General features: G+C 65.8%; 23 protein-coding genes and 1 pseudogene. 8 read left to right on the top strand and 16 right to left on the bottom strand.

Annotated features, from left to right (window positions below):
• Positions 1 to 80: 80 nt before the first annotated feature.
• From fba to AC3FMM_RS10350, 12 genes and pseudogenes are all read right to left on the bottom strand, one after another.
• The gene (fba, locus tag AC3FMM_RS10405; RefSeq protein WP_488686558.1) at positions 81 to 1,118 is read right to left on the bottom strand and encodes a class II fructose-bisphosphate aldolase; all 1,038 of its coding nucleotides are present in this window, start codon (positions 1,116 to 1,118) and stop codon (positions 81 to 83) included.
• A gap of 39 nt (positions 1,119 to 1,157) precedes the next feature.
• Positions 1,158 to 2,393 carry a phosphoglycerate kinase gene (locus AC3FMM_RS10400; RefSeq protein WP_488686557.1) on the bottom strand — a complete coding sequence of 412 codons (1,236 nt, stop codon included), beginning with the start codon at positions 2,391 to 2,393 and terminating at the stop codon, positions 1,158 to 1,160.
• Positions 2,394 to 2,402: 9 nt separating this feature from the next.
• A complete protein-coding gene (gene gap / locus AC3FMM_RS10395; RefSeq protein ID WP_116314150.1) occupies positions 2,403 to 3,413 on the bottom strand; it encodes a type I glyceraldehyde-3-phosphate dehydrogenase in 1,011 nt (336 codons plus the stop codon).
• 55 nt (positions 3,414 to 3,468) lie between these two features.
• A complete protein-coding gene (gene gph, locus AC3FMM_RS10390) occupies positions 3,469 to 4,173 on the bottom strand; it encodes a phosphoglycolate phosphatase (protein ID WP_473703737.1) in 705 nt (234 codons plus the stop codon).
• Positions 4,173 to 6,194, bottom strand: coding sequence for a transketolase (gene tkt, locus AC3FMM_RS10385; RefSeq protein WP_488686556.1), 2,022 nt, complete (start codon positions 6,192 to 6,194; stop codon positions 4,173 to 4,175). Before tkt ends, gph begins: the two co-directional genes overlap by 1 nt.
• Before the next feature lie 9 nt (positions 6,195 to 6,203).
• Positions 6,204 to 7,082 (bottom strand): phosphoribulokinase, encoded by an 879-nt coding sequence (locus AC3FMM_RS10380; protein ID WP_116314147.1) that lies wholly within the window; start codon positions 7,080 to 7,082, stop codon positions 6,204 to 6,206.
• An 11-nt stretch (positions 7,083 to 7,093) separates the two neighbouring features.
• The gene (locus AC3FMM_RS10375; protein ID WP_115713660.1) at positions 7,094 to 8,188 is read right to left on the bottom strand and encodes a class 1 fructose-bisphosphatase; all 1,095 of its coding nucleotides are present in this window, start codon (positions 8,186 to 8,188) and stop codon (positions 7,094 to 7,096) included.
• A gap of 52 nt (positions 8,189 to 8,240) precedes the next feature.
• A complete protein-coding gene (gene rpe / locus AC3FMM_RS10370; protein ID WP_116314146.1) occupies positions 8,241 to 8,957 on the bottom strand; it encodes a ribulose-phosphate 3-epimerase in 717 nt (238 codons plus the stop codon).
• Position 8,958: 1 nt separating this feature from the next.
• Positions 8,959 to 9,720 (bottom strand): HAD family hydrolase, encoded by a 762-nt coding sequence (locus AC3FMM_RS10365; protein ID WP_115713662.1) that lies wholly within the window; start codon positions 9,718 to 9,720, stop codon positions 8,959 to 8,961.
• 3 nt (positions 9,721 to 9,723) lie between these two features.
• Entirely contained in the window at positions 9,724 to 10,671 is a 948-nt protein-coding gene (cbbX, locus tag AC3FMM_RS10360; RefSeq protein ID WP_172581840.1) for a CbbX protein, read from the bottom strand.
• Between the two features lie 160 nt (positions 10,672 to 10,831).
• On the bottom strand, positions 10,832 to 11,251 hold the full coding sequence (locus AC3FMM_RS10355) for a ribulose bisphosphate carboxylase small subunit (RefSeq protein WP_012356507.1): 420 nt from the start codon (positions 11,249 to 11,251) through the stop codon (positions 10,832 to 10,834).
• A 48-nt stretch (positions 11,252 to 11,299) separates the two neighbouring features.
• Positions 11,300 to 12,759, bottom strand: a pseudogene (locus AC3FMM_RS10350) (form I ribulose bisphosphate carboxylase large subunit).
• Positions 12,760 to 12,927: 168 nt separating this feature from the next.
• Here AC3FMM_RS10350 and AC3FMM_RS10345 point away from each other — a divergent pair.
• Positions 12,928 to 13,932, top strand: coding sequence for a LysR family transcriptional regulator (locus AC3FMM_RS10345; protein WP_115713664.1), 1,005 nt, complete (start codon positions 12,928 to 12,930; stop codon positions 13,930 to 13,932).
• Positions 13,933 to 13,995: 63 nt separating this feature from the next.
• On the top strand, positions 13,996 to 14,337 hold the full coding sequence (locus AC3FMM_RS10340; RefSeq protein WP_172581841.1) for a YciI family protein: 342 nt from the start codon (positions 13,996 to 13,998) through the stop codon (positions 14,335 to 14,337).
• 156 nt (positions 14,338 to 14,493) lie between these two features.
• On the opposite strand, the gene AC3FMM_RS10335 is transcribed toward AC3FMM_RS10340, so the two are convergent.
• Entirely contained in the window at positions 14,494 to 15,555 is a 1,062-nt protein-coding gene (locus AC3FMM_RS10335; RefSeq protein ID WP_488686555.1) for a VWA domain-containing protein, read from the bottom strand.
• 667 nt (positions 15,556 to 16,222) lie between these two features.
• On the opposite strand from AC3FMM_RS10335, the gene AC3FMM_RS10330 reads away from it, so the two are divergent.
• The 5 genes from AC3FMM_RS10330 (at position 16,223) to AC3FMM_RS10310 (ending at position 21,807) form a co-directional block, all read left to right on the top strand.
• Entirely contained in the window at positions 16,223 to 17,059 is an 837-nt protein-coding gene (locus AC3FMM_RS10330; RefSeq protein ID WP_488686554.1) for a phytanoyl-CoA dioxygenase family protein, read from the top strand.
• 25 nt (positions 17,060 to 17,084) lie between these two features.
• Positions 17,085 to 17,492 carry a RidA family protein gene (locus tag AC3FMM_RS10325; protein ID WP_414249592.1) on the top strand — a complete coding sequence of 136 codons (408 nt, stop codon included), beginning with the start codon at positions 17,085 to 17,087 and terminating at the stop codon, positions 17,490 to 17,492.
• 92 nt (positions 17,493 to 17,584) lie between these two features.
• Positions 17,585 to 19,018, top strand: coding sequence for an MFS transporter (locus AC3FMM_RS10320; RefSeq protein WP_252666005.1), 1,434 nt, complete (start codon positions 17,585 to 17,587; stop codon positions 19,016 to 19,018).
• Between the two features lie 38 nt (positions 19,019 to 19,056).
• Positions 19,057 to 20,418, top strand: a complete 1,362-nt coding sequence (locus AC3FMM_RS10315) for an NAD(P)/FAD-dependent oxidoreductase (RefSeq protein WP_488686553.1) — start codon at positions 19,057 to 19,059, stop codon at positions 20,416 to 20,418.
• A gap of 84 nt (positions 20,419 to 20,502) precedes the next feature.
• Positions 20,503 to 21,807, top strand: coding sequence for a flavin monoamine oxidase family protein (locus tag AC3FMM_RS10310; protein ID WP_488686552.1), 1,305 nt, complete (start codon positions 20,503 to 20,505; stop codon positions 21,805 to 21,807).
• 7 nt (positions 21,808 to 21,814) lie between these two features.
• Here the strand turns inward: AC3FMM_RS10310 and AC3FMM_RS10305 are convergent, their stop codons facing one another.
• A complete protein-coding gene (locus tag AC3FMM_RS10305) occupies positions 21,815 to 22,498 on the bottom strand; it encodes a TetR/AcrR family transcriptional regulator (RefSeq protein WP_326348774.1) in 684 nt (227 codons plus the stop codon).
• Between the two features lie 346 nt (positions 22,499 to 22,844).
• On the opposite strand from AC3FMM_RS10305, the gene AC3FMM_RS10300 reads away from it, so the two are divergent.
• Complete coding sequence (locus tag AC3FMM_RS10300; protein WP_473703745.1) at positions 22,845 to 24,059, top strand: porin; 1,215 nt, start codon at positions 22,845 to 22,847, stop codon at positions 24,057 to 24,059.
• 110 nt (positions 24,060 to 24,169) lie between these two features.
• Here the strand turns inward: AC3FMM_RS10300 and AC3FMM_RS10295 are convergent, their stop codons facing one another.
• Entirely contained in the window at positions 24,170 to 25,096 is a 927-nt protein-coding gene (locus AC3FMM_RS10295; RefSeq protein ID WP_488686551.1) for an MBL fold metallo-hydrolase, read from the bottom strand.
• 200 nt (positions 25,097 to 25,296) lie between these two features.
• A partial coding sequence (locus tag AC3FMM_RS10290; protein WP_488686550.1) for an NAD(P)(+) transhydrogenase (Re/Si-specific) subunit beta occupies positions 25,297 to 25,625 on the bottom strand: 329 nt, incomplete at its 5' end.

The following is a 25,625-nucleotide window of genomic DNA, read 5'->3' as shown; positions in this document are numbered from 1 at the left end:
GCTGCTGGTGTGCTCCCCTCTCCCGCAAGCGGGAGAGGGGAGCCTATGCGTGGGTCCGTGGCACTCCGCGGCGAGCACCGTTAGCGGTAGAGCCCCGCCATCCTCTCCATCGCCACCGGCTTGATCCGCCCCGCCTGCCCCGCGCAGCCGAACGCCTCGAAGCGCAACTTGACCACGCCCCGTGCGCCCTTCTTCGCCGCCAGCAACGCCTTGCGCGGATCGAACTCGCTGCGGTCTTCGGCCAGCGACTTGCGGATGGCGCCGGTCATGGCCAGGCGGATGTCGGTGTCGATATTCACCTTGCGCACGCCGTTCCGGATGCCGCGCAGGATTTCCTCGACCGGCACGCCGTAGGTCTCCTTGATGTCGCCGCCGTACTGGCGGATGATTTCCAGCCACTCCTGCGGCACCGAGCTGGAGCCGTGCATCACCAGGTGGGTGTCGGGAATCTGCTCGTGGATCGCGCGGATGCGGTCGATCGCGAGGATGTCGCCGGTGGGCTGGCGCGAGAACTTGTAGGCGCCGTGGCTGGTGCCGATGGCGATGGCGAGCGCATCCACGCCGGTGCGGGCAACGAAGTCGCGCGCCTGCGCCGGGTCGGTCAGCATCATGTCGTGCGACAGCGTGCCCGCCGCGCCGACGCCGTCTTCCTCGCCCGCCTGGCCGGTCTCCAGCGAACCGAGGCAGCCCAGCTCGCCTTCCACCGAGACGCCGACCGCATGCGCCATCTCGCACACGCGCCGCGTGACGTCGACGTTGTAGTCGTAGTCGGACGGCGTCTTCATGTCCTCGCGCAGCGAGCCGTCCATCATCACGCTGGTAAAGCCGGAGCGGATCGACGCCTGGCACACGGCCGGGCTGGAGCCGTGGTCCTGGTGCAGCACGATGGGAATGTCGGGATGGGTCTCGGCGGCGGCCAGCACCATATGGCGCAGGTAGGCCTCACCCGCATATTTGCGAGCACCGGCCGAGGCCTGCAGGATCACGGGGCTGTCGGTTTCCTCCGCCGCCTCCATGATCGCGTGGATCTGTTCCAGGTTATTGACGTTGAAGGCCGGCACGCCGTAGCCGAACTCTCCCGCGTGGTCGAGCAGCTGGCGCAGGGATATGAGTGCCATGATGAGTCTCCTTAGCTTGATGCGGAATCGATGAGCGGTTCACGTGGCGCGTTGCGCCAGCACGGCCAGCGCGGGCAGCGTCTTGCCTTCCAGGAATTCCAGGAACGCGCCGCCGCCGGTGGAGATGTAGCCCACGCGGTCGGCAATGCCGTACTTGGCGATGGCGGCGAGCGTGTCGCCGCCGCCGGCGATCGAGAACGCCTTCGATTCGGCGATGGCCTGGGCCAGCACCCTGGTGCCGTTGCCGAACTGGTCGAACTCGAACACGCCCACCGGGCCGTTCCAGACGATGGTGCCGGCGGCCTTCAACTGCTCGGCCAGCAGCGCGGCGGTCTTCGGACCGATGTCCAGGATCATGTCGTCGTCGGCGACGTCCTTGACGTCCTTGACGGTGGCCGCGGCGGTCGCGCTGAATTCCTTGGCGCAGACCACGTCGACGGGGATGGGCACCGAGGCGCCGCGCCTGGCCATGATGTCGATGATGGCCTTGGCGTCGCCGACCAGGTCGGCTTCGGCCAGCGACTTGCCGATCTTCAGGCCGGCGGCCAGCATGAAGGTGTTGGCGATGCCGCCGCCGACGACCAGGTTGTCGACCTTGTCGGCCAGCGACTTCAGGATGGTCAGCTTGGTCGAGACCTTGGAGCCGGCCACGATCGCCACCAGCGGGCGCGCCGGCTGGCCCAGGGCCTTGCCCAGCGCGTCGATCTCGGCGGCCAGCAGCGGGCCGGCGCAGGCGATCGGCGCGAATTTTGCGATGCCGTGGGTGGTGGCTTCGGCGCGGTGCGCGGTGCCGAAGGCGTCGTTGACGTAGACATCGCACAGCCGCGCCATCTTCTGCGCCAGTTCGTCGCTGTTCCTCTTCTCACCCTGGTTCATGCGGCAGTTTTCCAGCAGCACCACCTGGCCGGGCGGCACCTGGAAGCCGCCCTCGATCCAGCCGGACAGCAGCGGCACCTGACGGCTCAGCAGTTCCGACAGGCGGCGCCCCACCGGCGCCAGGCTGTGGCGCGGGTCGGGCTGCCCCTCCTCGGGCCGGCCCAGGTGCGAGGTGACCATCACCGCGGCGCCCGCCTGCAGGCAGGCCGCGATGGCGGGCACCGAAGCGCGGATACGGGTGTCGTCGGTAATCTGTCCGGCGGCGTCCTGCGGGACGTTGAGGTCGGCGCGGATAAAGACGCGCTTGCCGGCCAGCCCGCCATTGGCGAGCAGCGCGGCCAGCGTGTGCGGCGCCGGGGATTGCGGGAGCGCGTGCGCAGCATGGTATTCGCTCATCATGGCCTCCTGCTAGCGGGCACTGGCCAGCGCCACCGCGGTATCCAGCATGCGGTTGGAGAAGCCCCATTCGTTGTCGTACCAGGCCGATACCTTGACCAGCGTGCCGTTGACCTTGGTCAGGGTGGCGTCGAAGGTGGACGAGGCCGGGTTGTGGTTGAAATCCACCGAGACCAGCGGCGCCGCGTTGTAGTCGAGGATGCCCTTGAGCTCGCCCTGCGCCGCGGCCTGCAGGATGCCGTTCACTTCCTCGACCGTGGTGGGCCGCGCGGCGACGAAGGACAGGTCGACCAGCGACACATTGATGGTCGGCACGCGCACCGCAAAGCCATCCAGCCGCCCGTCCAGCTCCGGCAGCACCAGCCCCACCGCCGCGGCGGCGCCGGTCTTGGTGGGGATCATCGACATGGTGGCCGAGCGCGCGCGGCGCAGGTCTTCGTGGTAGACATCGGTCAGCACCTGGTCGTTGGTATAGGCATGCACGGTGGTCATCAGGCCGTTCACCACGCCCAGCTTTTCATGCAGCGGCTTGACCAGCGGCGCCAGGCAGTTGGTGGTGCACGAGGCGTTGGAGATGACCGTGTCGGTCGCCTTGAGCACGTGGTGGTTCACGCCATAGACGATGGTGGCATCGACGTCCTTGCCGCCGGGGGCGGAGATGATCACCTTCTTCGCGCCGCCCTTCAGGTGGGCCGAGGCCTTGTCCTTGGTGGTGAAGAGGCCGGTGCACTCCATCACCACATCCACGCCCAGCTCGCCCCACGGCAACTCCGCCGGGTTGCGCTGGGCCAGCACGCGGATGCGGTCGCCGTTGACGCGGAAGGCATCGCCATCGACCGCGACCTCGCCGGGAAAGCGCCCGTGAACGGTGTCGTACTGGGTCAGGTGGGCGTTGGTCGCGGCGTTGCCGAGGTCGTTGATGGCGACGATCTCGATGTCGTGCCGCTTGCCGCCTTCATAGTGGGCGCGCAGCACATTGCGGCCGATGCGGCCATAGCCATTGATGGCAACCTTGATAGTCATGCTGTCTCCATGTCGTTGTCTTGAATCCTTGCCTGCGTGGCGCGCTGGCGCCGGATCAGGCCGCCGGTGCGAGCCAGGCAGGCGTCAGCAGCGCCGGCAATGCCTCGAACGAATCGACCAGCGCATCGGCGCCGAGCGCCGCCGGCCCACCGGGGCCGGCGTAGCCATAGCGCACCAGGCAGACCGGCATGCCGGCCGCGCGCGCCGCCTGCACGTCCACCGGTGAATCTCCCACCAGCACGCCATGCGCCGGATCGACGTCGAGCAGGCGGCAGGCATGGCGCAGCGGTTCGGGATCGGGCTTCATCTGCGCAATCGAATCGCCAGCGACCAGCACTTCCAGATACGCGGCCAGGCCGGTCATGGCCAGCAGCGGCACCGCCAGCGCGCGCGGCTTGTTGGTGACGCATGCCAGGCGATAGCCCTCGCGCCGGAGCGCGGCGAGGCCGTTCTCCACGCCCGGAAACACGGTGCCGAGACGGCCGTTGGTGCCGGCATAGTGGCGATGGAACAGCGCCACCGCGTCGGCAGCGTCGATGCGCGTGGCGAGTTGCGCGGTTTCCAGCACACGCCGCACCAGGTTGGGCACGCCGCGGCCGATAAATCCGGCCACGGTGTCGAACGGCAGCGGCGGGCTGCCGAGATCGGCCAGCATGAGGCTGGCGGCGCCGACGATGTCCGGCGCGCTGTCGACCAGCGTGCCGTCCAGGTCGATCAGCACCGCGGTGCAGGGCAGGGCCTGGGGGATATGGGCAGCCATCACGCGTCCTCCAGAACGGCCAGCGCCGCCGCGGCGACATGCTCCGGGGTCAGGCCGAAATGCTGGTACAGCGCCTCGGCGGGCGCCGACTCGCCAAAGGTGTCGAGGCCCAGCGCCCTGCCCCGCTCGCCCACCACGCCGCGCCAGAACCAGGTGCTGCCGGCTTCGATGCTGACGCGCGGCACGCCTGGCGGCAGCACCGTGTCGCGGTACGCCGCGTCCTGTGCGTAGAACAGTTCGACGCAGGGCATCGACACCACGCGCGCGGCGATGCCGGCATCGGCCAGCTGCGCGGCCGCGCGCATGGCGATCTCCACTTCGGAGCCGGTGGCGACCAGCACCACGCGTGGTGCCGGCGCCCCCGCCGCATCACGCAATACGTAGCCGCCGCGCGCGATCGCGTCGCGCTGCGCCGCATCGCGCGCGAATGGCGTCAGTGCCTGGCGCGACAGCACCAGGCAGGTCGGACCGTCCTCGCGCCGCAGCGCGGCCAGCCACGCGCAGGCGGTTTCGGCGCCGTCGCAGGGGCGCCAGACCCGGTTGTTGGGAATCAGCCGCAGGCTGGCGGCGTGCTCCACCGGCTGGTGCGTGGGGCCGTCCTCGCCCAGGCCGATGGAGTCATGGGTCAGCACGTGGACCACGCGCAGGCGCATCAGCGCGGCCATGCGGATGGCGTTGCGCGAGTAGTCCGAAAAAGTCATGAAGGTGCCGCCGTAGGGAATCAGCCCCCCATGCAGCGCAATGCCGTTCATCACCGCGGCCATGCCGAACTCGCGCACGCCGTAGCTGACGTAGTTGCCGTGGCCGGCATGGTTGACCCAGACCGAGGCCTTGACGTTGGTCAGGTTGGAGCCGGTCAGGTCGGCCGAGCCGCCCAGCAGCTCGGGCAAGGCGGGGGTCAGCGCCTCCAGGCACAGCTGGGAGGCCTTGCGCGTGGCGATCTTGTCTTGCAGCGGCGATGGCGCATCCAGCAGCGCCAGCAGCTGCGCATCGAAGCCCTCGGGCAGGCGGCCCTGCACGCGCCGCACGAACGCATCGCCCAGTTCCGGGTAGGCGGCGCAATAGCCGGCGAAGCGCGCCTCCCATTCGGCCTCGCGCGCGGCACCTTGCGCGCGCGCATCCCAGGCATCGGCCACATCGGCCGGCACCGTGAACGGTGGCGCTTCCCAGCCCAGCGCCGCGCGCATCGCGGCGATTTCGGCCGCGCCCAGCGGCGCGCCATGCACGTCGTGGCCGCCGGCCTTGGCCGGCGCGCCCTGGCCGATCACGGTGCGGCAGCAGATCAGCGTGGGCCGGTCGCGCTCGGCCTTGGCGGTATGCAGCGCGGCGTCGATGGCGTGCGCATCGTGCCCGTCGACGCCGGCGATCACATGCCAGCCGTAGGCAGCAAAGCGCTGCGGGGTGTCGTCGGCAAACCAGGCAACCACGTCGCCGTCGATGGAGATGCCGTTGTCGTCGTACAGGCAGATCAGCTTGCCCAGCCCGAGCGTCCCCGCCAGCGAGGCGGCCTCGTGGCTGAGCCCTTCCATCAGGCAGCCATCGCCCAGGAACACATAGGTGTGGTGGTCGACGATGTCGAAGCCGGGCCGGTTGAAGGTGGCCGCCAGCAGCTTTTCCGCCAACGCCATGCCGACGGCATTGGCCAGCCCCTGCCCCAGCGGTCCCGTAGTAGTCTCGATGCCCGGCGTCACGCCGACTTCCGGATGGCCCGGCGTGATCGCGTGCAGCTGGCGGAACTGGCGCAGCTGCGCCATCGGCACGTCATAGCCGCTCAGGTGCAGCAGCGCATACAGCAGCATGGAGGCATGGCCGTTGGACAGCACGAAGCGGTCGCGGTCGGGCCAGGCCGGGTTGGCCGGGTTGTGGCGCAGGTGGCGCCGCCACAGCACTTCGGCCATCTCCGCCATGCCCATCGGTGCGCCGGGGTGGCCGGACCGGGCCTGCTCCACCGCGTCGGCGGCAAGAAAGCGCAGCGCGTTGGCGCAGCGCGCCGCGGAGTCGATGCGTTCGGGTGCGTTCATTCCGGCTCCTTACTGGGTGGCGCGCTTGCGGCGTTCCATCATGCGCAGCACGAAGGGCGTGAAGATCAGCTGCATGGCCAGTTCCATCTTGCCGCCCGGGACCACGATGGTGTTGGCGCGCGACATGAAGGAGTCGTGGATCATGCTCAGCAGGTACTGGAAATCGATGCCCTTGGGGTTGGCAAAGCGGATCACCACCATGCTTTCATCGGGCGCTGGAATCTCGCGTGCGATAAAGGGGTTGGAGGTGTCCACGCACGGCACCCGCTGGAAATTCACATGCGTGCGCGAGAACTGCGGGCAGATGTAGTTCACGTAGTCCGGCATGCGGCGCAGGATGGTGTCGGTCACGGCCTCGGTCGAGTAGCCGCGCTGCTTCTTGTCGCGCCACAGCTTCTGGATCCACTCCAGGTTGATCACCGGCACCACGCCGATCAGCAGGTTGGGATACCGCGCGATATTGACCTCGTCGGTGACCACGCCGCCGTGCAAGCCCTCGTAGAAAAGCAGGTCGGTGTCGTCCGGCAACGGCTCCCATGGGGTGAAGGTGCCGGGTTCCTGCCCGAACGGCGCCGCTTCCTCGGGGCTGTGCAGGTAGTGCCGGTGCACGCCGGTGCCGGTTTCCGAATAGGAACGGAACAGACCTTCCAGCTCGCTGAACAGGTTGTTCTCTTCGCCGAAGTGGCTGAAGTTCATGTTGCCGGTACGCTCGGCCTCGGCCATCTTGATCTTCATCTCGGCGCGGTCGTAGCGGTGGAAGCTGTCGCCCTCGATTACCACCGACTTCACGCCCTCGCGCCGGAAGATGTTTTCGAAGGTACGGGTCACCGAGGTGGTGCCTGCGCCGGAAGAGCCGGTGATGGCGATGATGGGATAACGTTCTGACATGGCCAGGTGCCTCAGGCGGACGCGCGGAACAGGCTGCGCTCGTTGAACAGGGGATTGGGAAGATCGGGGTCGGTCTGCTCGTTGTGGTAGCGCTCGATCCGCTCCACTTCATGGCGCGAACCGAAGATCACGCCGATGCGCTGGTGGAGCGCGCCGGGCGCCACCGACATCAGCGCCTGGCGGCCGGTGCTGGCACGCCCGCCGGCCTGCTCCATCAGGAACGCGATCGGGTTGGCTTCATAGAGCAGGCGCAGTCGTCCCGGCCTGGCCGGATCCTTGGTGTCGCGCGGGTACATGAAGACGCCGCCGCGCATCAGGATGCGGTGCGCCTCGGCCACCATCGAGGCGATCCAGCGCATGTTGAAATCCTTGCCCCGCGGCCCGGTCTGGCCGGCCAGGCACTCCGATACGTATTGCCTGATGGGCGCCTCCCAGAAGCGGCTGTTGGACGCGTTGATGGCGAATTCCCGGGTATCGGCGGGCACGCGCAGGTCCGGATGGGTCAGGAAGAACTCGCCCAGGTTGGGATCCAGCGTGAAGCCATTGACGCCGTTGCCCACCGTCAGCACCAGCATGGTGGTGGGGCCATAGAGCGCGTAGCCCGCGGCCACCTGCGCCGTGCCGGGCTGCAGGAAGGCCTGCTCGGTGACGTCGGTGGTGCCCTCCGGCGCGCGCAGTACCGAGAAGATGCTGCCCACCGAGACATTGACGTCAATGTTGGAGGAGCCATCGAGCGGATCGAACACCAGCAGGTACTTGCCGCGCGGGTAGTGCGCCGGGATCTGGTACGGCGCCTCCATTTCTTCCGAGGCCATGGCGGCGAGGTACCCGCCCCATTCGTTGACGCGCAGGAAGGTGTCGTTGCTGAGCACGTCCAGCTTCTGCTGGACCTCTCCTTGCACGTTGATGGCTGCGCCGGCCGCGTCCGCGCCGCCGGCCCTGCCGTGCAGGCCGCCCAGCGCGCCGAAGGCCACGGCGCGCGCGATCTCCTTGCAGGCCATGGCGACATTGAGGATCAGGCCGTTGAAGCCGCCGCTGGCGTCCGGGTAGCGGCGGCGCTGCTCGATCAGGAACTGCGTCAGGGTCATCCTTTGCACTTCAGGCATGACAAGTCTCCTCTGGATTGGCTATGTGTTCTTGTGGGGGGCGGCATGCCCGCTACGTGGCGGCGGCCTCGCGCAGGCGCCGCAGGATGCCCGCGTAGCCGCCATCGACGTCCGGCGCGCCGAAGACAGCGCTGCCGGCGACGTAGGTGTCGGCGCCCGCGCGCGCAATCGCGCCGATGTTGTCGGCCTTGACGCCGCCATCGACCTCCAGCCAGACCTCGCGCCCGCCGGCCGCCTGCTGCCGGTCGATGCGTGCGCGCACCTGGCGCACCTTGTCGAGCACGCCGGGGATGAAGGCCTGGCCGCCGAAGCCCGGGTTCACGCTCATCAGCAGCACCAGGTCGAGCTGCGCCAGCGTGTGGTCCAGCCAGCCCAGTGGCGTGGCCGGGTTGAGCACCAGCCCGGCCCTGCAGCCGTGGTCGCGGATCAGCGCGATGGTGCGGTCCACATGGCGGCTCGCCTCCGGATGGAAACTGATGATCCCCGCGCCGGCCCGGGCAAACAGCGGGATCAGCGCGTCCACCGGCTCCACCATCAGGTGCACGTCGATGGGAACCGAGACCAGCGGGCGGATCGCCTCGCACACCATCGGCCCGATGGTCAGGTTGGGCACGTAGTGGTTGTCCATCACGTCGAAGTGGATCAGGTCCGCGCCGCCGGCCTCGACCGCGCACACCTCTTCGCCCAGCCGCGCGAAGTCGGCCGACAGGATCGACGGGGCCAGGCGGACCGCGCGCGGGCCGCTGGCTTGCTGGTGGGTGGCGGTCATGTCAGGCTGCCTCGAACAGGGTGCCGCGATGCCAGGCGCGCAGCGCGGCCAGGTCGGCCCAGCGGTGCGCCGCTCCCGGCAGCGGCGCAAGTGGCTGCGCCGGATCGCCCAGGTGCGGCAGCACCAGCAGCGCGCCGTCGAAACGGTCGTGGCCGGTGTAGGCCGTGGGCGTGACCACGGTGGCAATGCCAGCCGCCTGCGCAGCGCGCAGCCCGTTTTCCGAGTCCTCGATCGCCAGGCACTCAGCCGCTTCCAGGCCAAGCCGCTCGAGTACGGCCAGGTAGACGTCCGGCGCGGGCTTCTTGACCGCGGTCGTGCCGGCATCGCAGATGGCGGCGAAGCGTGCGCGCCAGTCCGCACCCAGCGGCGTGCGCAGCAGCACGTCCAGGTTGGCCGGCGTGGTGGTGGTGGCAATGGCGATGGGCACGCCGGCGCGGCCGGCCTCGTCGATCAGCCGCGCAATCCCCGGGCGCAGCGGCAGCTGGCCGCTGCCGACCAGTTCGGCGTAGTGGCGGGTCTTGACGGCATGCACCGCGTCGATCGTTTCCCCGACCTTGCAGCCGCGCGCCTCTTCCGGGTCGACCATGCGCCAGTAGTGCAGCAGCCGCTCCTTGCCCCCTGCCACCCTGAGCAGGCGCGTGTAGAGGGCTTCGTCCCAGCACCAGTCCAGGCCGACTTCGGCAAAGGCGGCATTGAAGGCCCGCAGGTGCGCGCTCTCGGTATCGGCAAGGGTGCCGTCGACATCGAAGATCAGGGCTTTCATGGTCTACTCCGCGGCCGCAGCCTGCGCAAACACGCGGCTGGCAAGCAGGTCCGCGGCGGTGATGGTGGTGAGGGCACGGTCGTCCACCGCGATGCCGGGCTGGCCCAGCAGGCGCGAGGCATGGCGCAGCCGCGCGCGGTCCAGCGCATTGCGCACGCTGCGGGCGTTGGCGAAATGCGGTTGCGCCATGCGGCGGGCCAGGTAGTCGGCAAACACGGCCCGGCTGTCGTCGTCGAACTGGTACTGCATCTCGTCCAGCATCAGCTCGGCGATGCGGCGCAGCTCGTCGAGCTGGTAGTCGGGAAAGTCGATATGGTGCGCAACGCGCGACGACATGCCCGGGTTGGACTCGAAGAAGCGGTCCATGCGGTCCTTGTAGCCGGCCAGGATCACCACCAGGTCTTCGCGGTGGTTCTCCATCACCTGCAGCAGGATCTCGATCGCCTCCTGGCCATAGTCGCGCTCGTTCTCCGGGCGGTAGAGGTAGTAGGCCTCGTCGATGAAGAGCACCCCGCCCATGGCCTTCTTCAGGATCTCCTTGGTCTTGGGCGCGGTATGGCCGATGTACTGGCCGACCAGGTCGTCGCGGGTCACCGCCACCAGGTGGCCGCGCCGCACGTAGCCCAGCTGGTGCAGGATCTGCGCCATGCGCATGGCCACGGTGGTCTTGCCGGTGCCGGGATTGCCGGTGAAGCACATGTGCAGGCTGGGCGCACCCGCGCTGAAGCCGCGCGCGGCGCGCAGCTTGTCCACCAGCAGCAAGGCGGCGATATCGCGGATGCGCGCTTTCACCGGCTTCAGCCCGATCAGCTCGCGGTCGAGCTGGGCCAGCAGTTCGGTGATGCCCGAGCTGGCCAGCGATTCGGCGAGAGATCCCGGCACGGCTGCGGGCGCCGCTGGGGGCAAAACGCCAGTCGACTGCAGCGGCGCAGTGGTTTCGGGTGCGGACATGACGGCTCCCTGAGAGTCAATCGATCAATCGGTTCGCGGAATTCGAGGCGAAGCGTCCCCCCGGCGCGCGGCGATCAGGCCGCGCGGCCGCGGGCGTGCAGCGTCAGGAAATCACTGGCGGCAGCGCCGTGGCGGCGCTGCGCGGCTCAGCCGGGGCCGCTCAGTAGCGGCTGCCCTCGGGCCGGGCCTGCACGGCGTAGCTCTCGATCGAGTAGCGCAGCGTGCGGCCGGGCTCTTCCTGCCGCACCAGGCGGAAGCCCGGCTCGTCGGCGGGACGATTGACGATGAACGACATCACCACCGATTCCACCGTATGCGTCGAGTCGAAGGCCGTGACGCGGATGTAGTGGTTGGGAAAGGTGTTGCGCGCGTTGTTGATCTCCAGCAGGATGCCGGCGGCATCGCGCAGGTCGAACATCGGCAGCCCGAACATCTCCCAGTAGGTGTTGCGCGGATGCGGGTCGTCGGTGTATTCGATGCCGACAGCCCAGCCCTTGTTCAGGCAGTATTCGAGCTGCTTGGTGATCTGCTCGTCGGTCAGTTCGGGCAGGAAAGAAAAGGTGCCTTGGGTGATACGCATGATGTCCTCTCGTTCTGTGGTGTTCGCGGTGGTGGCATCCAGCCAGGGTCAGGCCACCGAGGCGGTGGGCACGAAGTCCGAGGTATCGGTCGGCGTGTAGTTGAAGGTGATGTCGCCCCAGGTGTCCAGCGCGGCGCGCAGCGGCCCGCACCAGCGCGCGGCATCGCGCAGGATCTCCGGCCCTTCGTTGAGGATGTCGCGCCCCTCGTTGCGCGCCAGCACCATTGCCTCCAGCGCGACCCGGTTGGCGGTGGCGCCGGCCTGGATGCCTTGCGGGTGGCCGATGGTGCCGCCGCCGAACTGCAGCACCACGTCGTCGCCGAACAGGCTGATCAGCTGGTGCATCTGGCCGGCGTGGATGCCGCCCGAGGCCACCGGCATCACCTTGCGCAGCGAGGCCCAGTCCTGGTCGAAGAACAGCCCGCGGGTCAGGTCGGTGTGGGTGTATGCATCGCGGCAGACGTTGTAATAGCCCTGCACGGTCAGCGGATCCCCTTCCAGCTTGCCCACCGCGGTGCCGGTGTGCATGTGGTCCACGCCGGCCAGGCGCAGCCACTTGGCGATCACGCGGAACGACACGCCGTGGTTCTTCTGGCGCGTGTAGGTGCCGTGGCCCGCGCGGTGCAGGTGCAGGATCATGTCGTTCTGGCGGCACCAGTTGCTCATCGACTGGATGCAGGTCCAGCCCACGATCAGGTCGACCATGATGATGACCGAGCCCAGCGACTTGGCGAACTCCGCGCGCCGGTACATCTCTTCCATGGTGCCGGCGGTCACGTTGAGGTAGCTGCCCTTGACCTCGCCGGTGGCGGCCGAAGCCTTGTTGACCGCATCCATCACGAACAGGAAGCGGTCGCGCCAGTGCATGAAGGGCTGCGAGTTGATGTTCTCGTCGTCCTTCATGAAGTCCAGCCCGCCCTTCAGGCCTTCGTACACCACGCGGCCATAGTTGCGGCCCGACAGGCCGAGCTTGGGCTTGGTGGTGGCGCCCAGCAACGGGCGGCCGAACTTGTCCAGGCGCTCGCGCTCGACGATGATGCCGGTCGACGGGCCGGCGAAGGTCTTCACATAGGCCACCGGGAAGCGCATGTCTTCCAGCCGCGCCGCCTTGATCGGCTTGAAGCTGAACACATTGCCGATGATCGAGGCGGTCAGGTTGGCGATCGAGCCCTCCTCGAACAGCGACAGGTCATAGGCCACGTAGCAGAAGAACTGCTCCGGGTTGTTCGGCACCGGATCGACCCGGTAGGCCTTGGCGCGGTACATGTCGCACGCGGTCAGGCGATCGGTCCACACCACCGTCCAGGTGGCGGTGGAGGATTCGCCGGCCACCGCGGCGGCGGCCTCGACCGGGTCCACGCCATCCTGCGGCGTGATGCGGAACAGCGCCAGCAGGTCGGTGTCCTTGGGCTCGTAGTCCGCGTCCCAGTACCCCATTTCCTTGTACTTCATGCGCCGGCGTCATAGCGCTTGCGCGGCTTGGCCTGGACCGGTTCGGGTGCGTTCATGCTTGTCTCCTTGCGTGGTTGAGCGTTCGTGGCTGCTGCGTTGATGCAAAGATATAAGCGCCCCTCTATAAGGTAAATTCAGATATTCTTAGTCACTGCATAAGCTATCCCTTAAGTGCGACCCAGACAGCACATCATGGGACCGTCCAAAAGCCGCCCCCACTGCCCATGTCCTTCCTGCGCGCCCTCACCCTTCGCCAGCTGCAGATCTTCGTCACCGTGGCCAGGCACGCCAGCTTCGTGCGCGCGGCCGAAGAGCTGCACCTGACCCAGCCCGCGGTGTCGATGCAGGTCAAGCAACTGGAATCCGTGGTGGGGCTGGCGCTGTTCGAACGCGTCGGCCGGCAACTGACGCTGACCGAACCCGGCGACCGCCTGCTGCACCATGCGCTGCGCATCCTGGGCGAGGTCAAGGATGCCGAGGAAGGACTGCAGGCAGTCAAGGACGTCGACCGTGGCTCCATCACGATCGGCCTGATCAGCACCGCAAAGTACTTTGCGCCCAAGCTGCTGGCCGGCTTCACCGCGCTGCACCCGGGCGTGGAGCTGCGCATCGCCGAAGGCAATCGCGAAACCCTGCTGCAGCTGCTGCAGGACAACGCCATCGACCTCGCCCTGATGGGCCGCCCGCCGCGCGAGCTGGACGCCGTCTCCGAACCCATCGCCGCGCATCCGCACGTACTGGTGGCCTCGCCGCGGCACCCGCTGCACGACGCCGCGCAATTCGATTTGCAGGAACTGAGGCACGAAACCTTCCTGCTGCGAGAACCCGGCTCAGGCACCCGTACCGTCGCCGAATACATGTTCCGCGACCACCTGTTCACGCCGGCCAAGGTGATCACCCTCGGCAGCAACGAGACCATCAAGCAGGCGGTGATGGCCGGCATGGGTATCAGCCTGCTGTCTCTGCACACCATGGCGCTGGAGCTGCGCACCGGCGAAATCGCGCTGCTGGACGTGACCGGCACGCCGATCGAGCGCATCTGGCATGTCGCGCATATGGCGAGCAAGCGGTTATCGCCGGCGGGGGAAAGTTGCCGGGCTTATTTGCTGGAGCATGCGGCGGAGTTTTTGGGGAAGGAGTTTAGTGGCTTGTTGGCGAGGAGGCGTGGGGGGGCGATGACGGTCATGCCATTCCCAGGAGCGTGCGATCATCCGTACCGGGGCGCGTGACAAACCGCTCCATCACCCGTAAGGTCTTACAACCATCACCGACCTCAACCGGAGGACAGAACGATGACGAAATACCTGATCTCCTTTCCCGCAACGGCGATGAAAGTTCCCGCCGAGGAGCTCGCCGCCGTGGGTGAAGCTGCGCGCGAGGTCATACGCGAGGCGAAGGCTGCAGGCGTGTACGTGTTCGGTGGCGGTATCAACGCGGATGTCGCACCGCTCATGGTCGCCGCAGACGGCACGGTCACAAGCGGGACCTATCCCCAGACAAAGGAGTTCGACGGGGGCTTTTGTGTCCTGCAGCTGCCATCGCGCGAAGCCGCCATCGTGTGGGCTGCGAAGATCGCCAAAGCTTGCCGCTGCTCGCAGGAACTCCGCGAGTTTGGGGATGATCCTGAGAGTTGAGGGGCGGGGTCGGTCCGACTGCGATCGAGCTGGGCTTTGCTCGTTGAACGGAAGCTTTGTGACAAAGCGAAGGGCAGCAGCAATACAGTGTTTACCGCCTCCCTTCGCTCCCCTACCCGCTTCAAAAATACGTGCGACGACTGACTTTCGTTATGGTCACCGTCGGAACCACAGCAATGACAGGCTACAAGCAGCGATCAGCAGCACAACTGAGGTCCCGGCCAGCAAAGAACTGATTTCGGTCTCCCTGCGTTCGAGCGCGAAACGGGCGCTAAGCTGCCGATATACCCGTGTCAGATCCGCGGCCGAGCCGGCCAGGAAGTACTCGCCAGCAGTCAGCGTCGCGACCGCGAGCAAAGTCGGCTCATCCAGTTGTGTGAAGGAGGACTGGCTCGACTCTGCTTGGCCGTGCGGGGTACCGTAGCCTACGGTATAGACGCGAACCCCACGCTGGGCAGCCATGCGCGCGGCGTCTAGCGGATCTGGCCCAGTGGTCCGGCGACCATCGCTGAGCAGGATTACCACTCCGTGCCGATAAGAGCCGGGCATCGTCGGTGGCTGTTCCAGTTCGCGCTTGCGAACGGCGTCCGCCGCAGCAGCTTCGGACTGTGTTCTTCCACCAGGTCCCGGAGCCAAGGTCTCGCCGCGGAAAAGGATAGCTTCGAGGTCGATGCCATCATCGTCGGGAAACAATACCGCCAGGGCCTGGATCAGTCCGCTGCCTGTCGCCGTGCCGTGTTGGAGTTGGAAGCGATCGATCGCATCGAGCATATCCTGACGGTTGTCGGTTGGAGGCTGCACTACGGTGGCCGTGGCAGCAAACGAGACAATGCCCAGGCGCACGCTTGCAGGCAGTCCGATGACCAGATCTCGTGCGGCCTGCTGCGCGGCACTGATCCGACTGGGCGCCACGTCGGTTGAATTCATGCTGAGGGAGGTATCGACAGCCAGTACCACTGTGATGATGTCTGACGGCAGGGTGATGGTCGCGGCAGGACGGGCGCACGCCAGAAGGGCCGCGCCCAAAGCCAAGAGAAAAAGCAGCGGCGGGATGTGACGCCGAAGGCGTAGGCTGTGCCCCAACGCTGCGCGCGGCAGAGCAAGACTGGCATACAACAGAGCAGCTTTCTTGCGTCGTGCTATCAGGTAGCCGTAGGCACCTGCTAGCAAAGGGAGAAAGCACAACAGCCAGAGCAATTGCGGCCAGAGAAACTGCATGCCGTACTCCATGGCGCGTTGATAAAGCGATGATACTGCAGGCTTATGCGCCAGGTGCAATGCGCATGTTTGCCGATCGGCAACGGTAAAATGCGCACGAAAAGAAACTTACCGCACACGGAGTCCCGGCCTCTTCCCTACGGCCGTCATCACGCCTGCCGCGCCATCGGCCTAGCAGTGTTGGTGCTGGCCTTCTCAGCCGTGCTTGTTGATACAGACAATGGACGCGACGCGTTCCAGCGCTTCCATCTCGGCGAGGATGCGGCGCCTTCCACCAGGTAGCTTTCACCCCCCGGCGTCAGGCTGATGATTCGGGACACCCCTACGTTGTCGATGGCCTTGACTGAGCCTTAGTCGATCGCGGGCGTCGCGCCCGTCCCCACACTTTGCACTCCTCACGCTTTTCATGACGGCGGCCATGGGCCGGCGGCGCACAGCACCTTCCACGACCCCGGTGCACACGGCCCGGGGGGACATTCAACTACCCCATCTGCGACCAGCACGCAAAGCCGGTGAGTAATTACACCGACCGGAAACTCGACGATTCTCCAGGAATCCCGATGCCCCCACTTTAACACAACACTTGTTGTCTTAAATCGGATTGCGAGTTATTGTTCATGCATCGCGCCGGCCAGCGTCCATCACCGAGGAATGAAGGAGACTTATCATGCTCACCGCCCAATCCCAACGAGAGGCGTTTCGCGAGGACGGCGCCGTACTTATAAGGAACTGCCTCGACCCTGTGCAGCTAGCCCAGTGCTACGAGGCTTTCAAGTGGAACGTCGCCAACCCGGGCCCATATCACTTCCGCTCGCTGGACGGCACCAGCCTGCAGACCCATATCGATAACGCCAATCCGGTAGTTAAGCAAAAGCTTGACGACCTGGTCACGACGCTGCCGTTCGTAAAGGTGTTCCAGGAGTTATGGGGCTCGGAGCATGTCTGGTATTTCGCCGAGGAGGTGTTCGCCAAGGAAGGCGGCAACAGCGGCCGCGGGCCGTGGCATCAGGACACCGCGAACCTGCCGTGGGCCGGCAAGCATTGGGGCAACGCGTGGATTACCTTCCAGGCCATTCCAAAGAAGAATTCGCTGGAGATCATTCGCGGCTCGCACCTCGGCATCCAGTACGACGGAGCCAGTTTCGCGAATGCCGATGACCCGACCGATCCGCTGTACGGCGACGGCACCCTGCCCCGCTTGCCGCAGATCGACAAGGAGCTCGCCGAAGACCCCAATTCCTGGGACGTGCTCTCCTGGGAGGTGACCCCTGGCGATGTCGTGTTCCTGCATCCACGTTCGCTTCACGGAGGAGCCGCCGTCGATGCCGCCTGCCCGACCCGGCACACGCTGGTGCTGCGCTTCTTCGGTGACGACGCCACGTTCCGCGCCCTGCCAATGTCGAACCCGCGCTATGCCCGCAACGGGCCGCTCTTCCGGGAAGAAATGGCCAGGCTCAATGAAGGCGAACCGTTCCGCTCGCCTGTCTTCCGCCAACTCGCCTGATCTCCCCTTGCACGGAGCAGCATCCATGAAACGACAAATGATCAATCCCGGCCTCACGCAGGCAAGGCACTACGACCAGCTTCACTTCTCTTCGGCAACCCGGGTCGGCGACATGATCTGGGTGTCCGGCCAGGTGGGCTTCGACCTGGCCACGGCCACGGTGGGCCAGGGAATGGAAGCGCAGTCCCGGCTGGCGTTTGAAAACCTGAAGGCGGTGCTCGAAGCCGCGGGAGCCAGCCTGGCCGACGTCGTGGAAATCATGACTTTCCACACCGACCTGCGCGGCGAGATCCAGGCGTTCGTGAAGGTCAAGGATGCGTACTTCCCCGACCGCTATCCCTCGTGGACAGGCGTGGGCGTAAGCCAGCTGGCACGCCCCGAGTTCCTGGTCGAGATACGCGCGATTGCAGTCGCCGGTTGCGGCGCCGGCTGACAGCCAGAAGCCGCGGCCCGTTTGCACACCAGGGTCGCGGCACAACATCCCCTAGAAAAAAGAACAGCGACAAAGCTGATGGAGACACAAACATGAACCGTCCTAATGCGGTCGTCAGACCGGACAAGCCAGCCAGCATTCTTGCGCGGCTTGACCGCCTGCCGGTAATGGCTTCCCACTATGTCTGGGCCGCGCTGCTTGCGGCCAACCTGATGCTGGAGTACTACGACAACGCCATCTTTGCCTACGCCAGCCCCACGATCAAGGCCCACACCAGCCTGAGCACCGAGCAGATCGGCTTTATCAGCAGCGCGTTCTTCATTGGGATGCTCGTCGGGGCGCTGGTGGGAGGAAGACTGTCTGACCAATGGGGACGACGCTCAGTCCTGGTATGGACCACCGTCTTGTACTCGCTGGGAGCGTTGGCGACGGCGTTCGCGCCGACCTACGAGACCATACTGGCCTCCCGCGTCGTCACGGGTATCGGCGTGCAGGCCGCCACATCGGTGCTGCTCGTCTATATCGCCGAGATGTTTCCCGGCAAGGCACGTGGCCGCTTCGTCTCCATCGTGACGTTCGGGTTCGTGGTCTCCGGCATCGGGGCTGCCGCGCTGGCGATGTTCTATCTTCCTCACAGCAGTAGCGAAGCCTGGCGCAACCTGTTCCTGGGGGGCAGCATTGGCCTGCTGATTGCTCCCCTGGCACGCTTCATCCTGCCGGAATCGGTGCGCTGGTGTGTCTCGCGCCGACAGTTCGACCGCGCCGATCGCATCGTAGGCGAGCTGGAGGCGCGCGCGCTGCGCCGCGGTCCGCTCGACGAACCCGCAATTGCCGCCATGCAACCGATTGCCGCAGCGCCCACGCTACGCGACCTCATCAACGACAAGGCCTTGATGCGAACCATAGCCGTGCTCACGCTAGGCTTCTTTGGCGCCAGCCTGGCCTACTACCTGTTCGGTCAATGGGGCGCCTACTCGCTCGTATACAGCCTCAAGTACTCCGAGGAACATGCGTACTACATCCAGTTCCTGTGGAACGTGACCTATGGCGCCACGCCCTTCGTCGCCATGCTGTTTCTCGACCGGTATGAACGCAAGTCCACCATCCTGGTCGTGTCCGTGCTCAGCGCATTGCCCTTGGCCGTGCTCGGCATCTCGGCCACCAGCTGGGTGGTGGTCGCCGCGGGGGGTCTTGCCGCCATCATCACCGGGCTCGTCGTCAACGCCTACTACACCTACATCCCGGAGGCGATTCCGACGAAGCTGCGCGCACTGGGCAGCGGGATCGTGATGTCTGGCGGACGCTTTGGCGGAGCGGCCGCCGGCGTGCTCGGCGCGGCCCTGTTCTCCTCAGGCGGCATGACCGGCGTGATGCTAGCCGCGGCAGCCTGTTACATCGTCTTCTCCATCCCCGTTGCGCTGTTCGGCCCCCGCACGACCAACCGCTCGCTGGAGGACGTTGCCGGTGACGATTCAGGCGCCGCCAACGGCGCGCGCCAGTGCCCGGACACGTCCATGGCTGCCTGACACGGCATTTGCGTCAAGCGCGGGTTGTTCCCGCCCGCATGGCTCACCAGACCAAGGAAAGCGGCAACGTGACCGAAAACTTCAAGACATATCGAACGCTGGGCGGCTGGATCGAAAGGCCGGCTGACCTGCAGCCATCGCTCGAGGGCCACACCAACGCCGATGTGGTCATCGTCGGCGCCGGCTTCGCCGGGCTATGCGCGGCGCTGGAGCTCGCCCGGCAGCGCGTGAAGGTGGTCGTGCTCGAACGCGAATTCTGCGGCTATGGGGCGAGCAGCCGCAACGCGGGCTATCTCGCCGGAGGGCAGGGACTCAAGTACGACCGCTTCCTCAAGCGGGCAGGCCATGACAAAGCAAGGCAGATCGTCCGCTTCTACGAGGACGGGGTCAGCTTTGCCGAAGGCAAGTTCGCTGAGCACGAGATAGACTGCGACTACAACCAGTCCGGATTGATCCGCGCCGGCATCGATCCCTCCCAGGACGCCAGGTTGCGCGACGACATGCGGATCAGCGCCGAACTCGGATGCCCGTCGGAATACCTGGACCAGGCCGAGATGCGCGCACGCGGCATCCCGCCAGCGTTCCTGTTCGGGAGTTACGTGCCGAACGGCGGCACCCTCGATCCCGGCAAGTACGTCCTGGGACTGCGGCGCGCGGCCCTGCGGGCGGGCGTGACGATCCACGAGAACACGCCGCTGCTTTCCTTCACCGAAGGACCGACCGTCAAGGTGCACGCGCCTCGCGGCAGCGTCAGTGCGCCGGTCATGATCCTGGCCACCAACGCCTATACGCCCCGGCTCGGCGCGCTTGCGGACAAGGTGGTGCCGTTGCGGCTCTCGGCCATGGAGACCGAACCGCTTTCCCCGGTACAGCTGGCGGCGCTTGGATGGCGCCGCCGCGAAGGCCTTACAACCATGCACTGGGTCATGGAGAGCCATCGCCTGACCGCGCGCAACACGCCGGTCTTGACGACCAAGCGCCTGCGCTACCCGTTCGGCTCGCGGACGCCCGAAGTGCCCGAGCACGACCAGTATCGTGCGCTGCGGATGGCCCTGCATGACCGCTTCCCGCCCTTGAGGGGCATCGCCATCCGGCGCTGCTGGAGCGGCTACATCAGCTATGCCGACGATGGTCTGCCGGTGATCGGCCGCACAGGAGCAGACCGGAACATTTACTACGCGGCGGGATGCTCCGGCCACGGCGTCGGCACACAGGGCATGGTCGGACACATGCTGGCGCAAGACATCCAGGGCCTCGGCAACCCGCTGCTTGCCATGCTGATGCAACATGCGCCGCCCGCGACGCTGCCGGAACCCCTGCGCTGGCTCGCCCTCAACGGCGCCCTGAAGGTCGCAAGCGGTCTCGATGAACGCTCGAACCGCAAGGCGCGCCGCGCATGAGGCAGCGTGAGAGGCGGCCTCGCAATTGCCGGGAGCCATCCTTTCCCGCCCACGCATCACCTGAAACTCAATACGGAAATTCCCATGACAGATCTGTACGACGTGGCCGTGATCGGCGCTGGCTTCGCAGGCGTGACCGCTGCGCGGGACCTCAGCATGGCAGGCCATTCGGTGCTGCTGCTCGAAGCGCGTGACCGGATTGGCGGGCGCACCTGGTGGGGCAAGGCGCTTGGCCTGGACCTTGATCTGGGCGGCACCTACGTGCACTGGACGCAGGCGCATGTGTGGCGCGAACTCAAGCGCTATGGCATCGGCCTGGCGACACCAATGCCGGTGACCAGGGCCTATTGGTACGCCGACGGCGTGGTACACACCGGAACATGGGAACAGCTCAACCAACTGGCCACGCCGCTGGTCGCACGCTTCTTTGCCGATGCGCGGATGCACTTTCCCCAGGTGGATGACCTGGCAGCCGCCGACGTCGGCACGATCGACAGGCAAACCATCGGCGACCGGCTTGACGCGCTTGAACTTTCGGCGTACGACCGCGACGTGCTGGTCAACGCGATGTCCATCCTGGTCTGCTCCGAACGCGAGCAAGGGCTCGCGCAACTGTTGTTCTGGTGCGCGATCTGCTTCGGCAACTGGAGCGCGTTCAAGGAAATCGCCGGGCACTGGCCGATCGAGGGCGGCACCGGTCGCCTGATAGGCGCCATGAGTGCCGAATCGAGAGCCGAACTGCGCCTCTCGACGCCAGTGGCCGCTGTCGATGACAACGGGCACGAAGTCACGGTGACCACACGCGATGGACAGCGTATCCGCTCCCGGCGCGCCGTGGTGGCATTGCCTCTGAACATGCTGAGCGAGCTTTCCGTCACGCCTGCGCTGCCGCGCCCTGTGCGCGCCATGATCGAGCAAAAAAACCCGATCATGCCCAGCAAGATCTGGGTACGGGTCAAGGGCGAGATCGAGCCCTTCGTGATCTATGCACCGGCGGGCAAGCATCCCATCAACACCGCCCATGCCGAGCGGCGCGACCATGGCGATACGCTGGTGGTGTGCTTCTGTGCCGACACCTCGATGCTGGACGGCAATGACCGCGAGGCAGTACAGGAAGCCCTGCGGGACTTCATTCCTGACATCGAAGTGTTGGACACGGTCTGCCAGGATTGGGCGAACGACCCCTTCTCCAAAGGCGGATGGATGCATCACCGCCCCGGCAATCTCACGCAGGCTGCACCCTTGATGCGGCAGCCCCACGGCCGCATCCATTTCGCGGGCGCGGACATAGCGCCCATCGGAGTCGGCGGCATCGACGGTGCCATCGAGACCGGCGCCAAAGCCGCCATTGACGTCGCTCGCGCCCTGCGTGGCGAGCACCGGTTGTAACCCCGTACTACGCGCGCGCCGCCCGTCCGCCAGGCTTCTGCTCGCCCGGCACGGGCGCAATCAGCACGGCCAGGGCATCGATGAGCGCCCGCATTCGCTTGGGCGTGAAGCGCTTGGGTTCGATCGGGTACATCATCATCCATCCATCCCCCATGGCAACGAGCTGGTCGGTGAGGATGTCCGCCGGAATATCGTTGCGGACCGTCCCCCGTTCCTGCGCGTCCTTGACAATGGCGGCGAGCAGGCGACGATAGCGCGCGTAGCGCCTGGTGATCACTTCCGCAAACGCAGGCTCGTGTCGTCCCTGCGCCAATAATTCCGATGTCGCCGGCCAGAACCGCGTGCTGCGGTCGGTCAGCCTGATCCAGCTTTCGAACGGGGCGAGGATGTCACCGCTTTCCCGGGCCGATTCCAGCATCGCGTCGAAACGGTCGAATGCGCTTTCCATCAGCGCCACGACCAGCTCTTCCTTGTTGGCGAAGTAATAGGTCACCGCGCCGGTGGTGTAGCCCGCATGCTTCGCCACCTTGCGCAGCGATGCGTTGGCATAGCCCTCCTGTGCGATCACCGTCGATGCCGCGCGCAGCAACTCCTTACGCTTCGCTTCGCGATCGCCGACCGGACGACCCCGGGTTGAGACCTGCTCGATATCGTCGTCGCTTTCCATTGTCTTGTTCTGTCTCTTGAGCATTTCGATCACCGGCTGCCGGCCTAGTTTGCCGCCAGATGCGTGATTTTACAGAATCATCGTTATGTTTTGATTTCACGTGGCCCTCTCCGGCTAGCTCCGCTCGGGCAAGCCCTATGCGCAGTCTGTTCCACCCAAATAGTGTGCCGGCGTTCGCACGCCCCCACATAGCCACACCTGTGCCAGCTCATGGCGCCGCCCAAGCAGGGAATACCCGGCCTTTTTATTTAACATTACGATCGTTATGCTAATTCACGATTTGCGCGAATCGCCGGCAGGTTTCAGGACGAGTGCGCGGCCGATGCGCTGCATGCGGCCGCCAGGCAACTGACAAACAAGGAGATCGTTGATGGATGCATTCAGGCGCTATGCCTCTGACAAGGATGGGGCTGTGGTCACGGCGGTGCCGTGCAAGCTGGCACGCGACTGGGGCAAGACGCCTGTTGTCGCACTGGCAGCTTTTGGTGTCTTCGCAGGCGCGGCGCACGCGCAGTCGTCCGTCACGTTGTACGGTACGCTCGATACCAATCTGGAATTCGACACCAACTTCAAGAGCGCCGGCAGCGGCTCGGCCCATCGATACGCGCTGAACGGCGAAGGACTGTCGGGTTCGCGTTGGGGCCTGCGCGGCGTGGAAGACCTCGGCAACGGACTGAGCAGCGTCTTCGTGCTGGAAAGCGGCATCGGTGGAGACGATGGCACCATGCAGCAAGGCGGTCGCCTGTTTGGCCGGCAGGCGTTTGTCGGCCTGCAGAGCGCCACCTACGGCAAGATCACCTTCGGTCGCCAATACACCTCGATGCTGGAGGCACTGGCCAACTTCTCGCCAGCGGCGATGTCGAGCCTGTATGAGCCCGTGATCGCCCAGATCGGACCGGTGTACCGCGAGGACAACACCATCAAATATTCGGGCACCTTTGGTCCGGTCAGCGTCGGGGCCCACTGGAGCTTTGGCACCGGCGGGAGCAGCGGCACCGTGGACCTGAGCCGCCTGGGTGGGCCGGGCGAGGTTCCCGGCCAGTTTCGCCGCGATACCGGCTTTGGCGCCCGGGCGTCCTATGCGGCGGGGCCATTCAGTGCCACCGTCACCTACGACCAGGTGAACCCGAGCATCGTCGGCAGTGGCGGCTTCGCCGGTACCGGCACATTCAAGAAGGCCGCAGCAGCAGCCAGCTACGCCCTCGGTCCAGCCATCTTCATGACTGGATACCGCTGGGGCATGTCGACTGCGCCGGGGCGGACACTGACGCGCGACAACTTGTACTGGGCGGGCGTCTACTACGAGATGACGTCTGCGCTGAGCCTGACGCTGGACTACTACTACCAGACGTTCCGGTCCTCGACCTTGCCGGCGCTACGGCCTGCGGGCAATCCGAGGCAGTTGATGTTCATCGCCGACTACCGCCTTTCCAAGCGTACGGACCTGTACCTGACCACCGCTTACGCAAAGAATGCCGGCCTGTGCCTGGACACCGCGTCCATCGCGTTCAACAACGGCTATCAGCCCGCTGCCGGCAAGGACAGCATGATCGGCGTCGCGCTGGGCATCCGCCACAACTTCTGAGCGCGACGGCAATCGTCAACCCGATGCAATCCCGATGCGGGCAGCTTCAGCGATCCGCATCGGGAGATGATGCAAGGGCGGCCACTACCGAAGTGGTCCCCCCGGGTATCTCATCCCACCCGGTAGACGCCGTCTTCGTTCACCTCGACCCGCCCGTCCGCCAGCAGTTCTGCCAGATGCCGGGAAATCGTACGGGTCTCGGCATCGACTACCCATGAGCCTTGAAAGCCCGGCGGATACAGTAGCCGCAGGTCGACCAGTTGTGCCAGTGTCTTTGGCGATTCGCGCAGCAAGGCCAGCAGGCGCTGTTCGCGTTGGTCCAGCTTGGCCGCATAGGCAGCGAGATCGCGCAGGAAGTGCTCACGATCGGTATAGATGCCCCGATGATGGGACGTAACCCACACCTTGGCCGGAACCTCGGACAACCGTGCCAGGCTACGACGGAAGTCCCCCAGGCTGGACCCTGCATCGCCATAGTAGGGTCCGAATCCGGTCAGGTCGATATCGCCCGTGAAAGCCACCCCCTCCGGTTCCACCAGGAGAACGGTATGGCCCGCGGTGTGCCCTGGCAGGTGGAAAGCCCGAATGCCGGTCTGCCCCAGGTCCCAGCACGCACCGTCCACGTAGCCTTGCGCGTCGGGCCGCGGCGCATAGAAGAATTCACGCTGAAACCTGAGCAGGGTCTCCGATGCATACGTCGCATTACCGAAAGCGGCGACCATGCCATCCCAGCTCCTTGCCGCCGGCAAATCGCCTTCGTGCACATGGACCGATGCATCCGGCAGGCGATGCAATCCAGCCATATGGTCCTCATGCACATGGCCCATCACCACCAGCTCGGTGGCGTCAAACTCGGGGCCGATGTAGTTCGCGACAAGCGGCGTGTCGAAAGCCGCGCGGATCTCGGAGCCCCGTATCAATACCTGGTTGCCGTCGGGATACTTGCCGCTCTTCTCGCCGAAGAAGACCGAAACGCGCCCGAAATCCACGCGCTGGATATGTCGCTTCGTGCCGGAATTGCTGAACGCCGTGCTCATGTCGATCATCCTCGCCGGGCAGTCTTAGCGATTTCCGCAGCCGGGGCGTTCCGGTAGCGATCAGGTCAGGCTGCGCAGCTTTGTTGTCTGTCTATTTATAATAACACCAGTCATCAAAATAAGAGATGCCTGCACACGCGGCACAGACAGAACGTGGGATGTCGTTATAGACGTAGACGCCTTCCCGTCATGCGTCAGGATCATGCTTCGACCGCCTTGAACATGTCCTCGACCACCTTCTTGGCGTCGCCGAACACCATCATGGTCTTGTCCATGTAGAACAGCTCGTTGTCCAGGCCGGCGTAGCCCGCGGCCATCGAGCGCTTGTTGACGATGATGGTCTTGGCCTTGTACGCCTCCAGGATCGGCATCCCGGCGATCGGCGACTTGGGGTCGGTCTTGGCCGCCGGGTTGACCACGTCGTTGGCGCCCAGCACCAGCACCACGTCGGCCTGGCCGAACTCGCTGTTGATGTCTTCCATCTCGAAGACCTGGTCGTACGGCACCTCGGCCTCGGCCAGCAGCACGT

Source organism: Cupriavidus sp. 207A1, assembly GCF_057798955.1.
The sequence above is the reverse complement of the archived record's forward strand: the minus strand, read 5'-3'. Positions and strand labels throughout refer to the sequence as shown.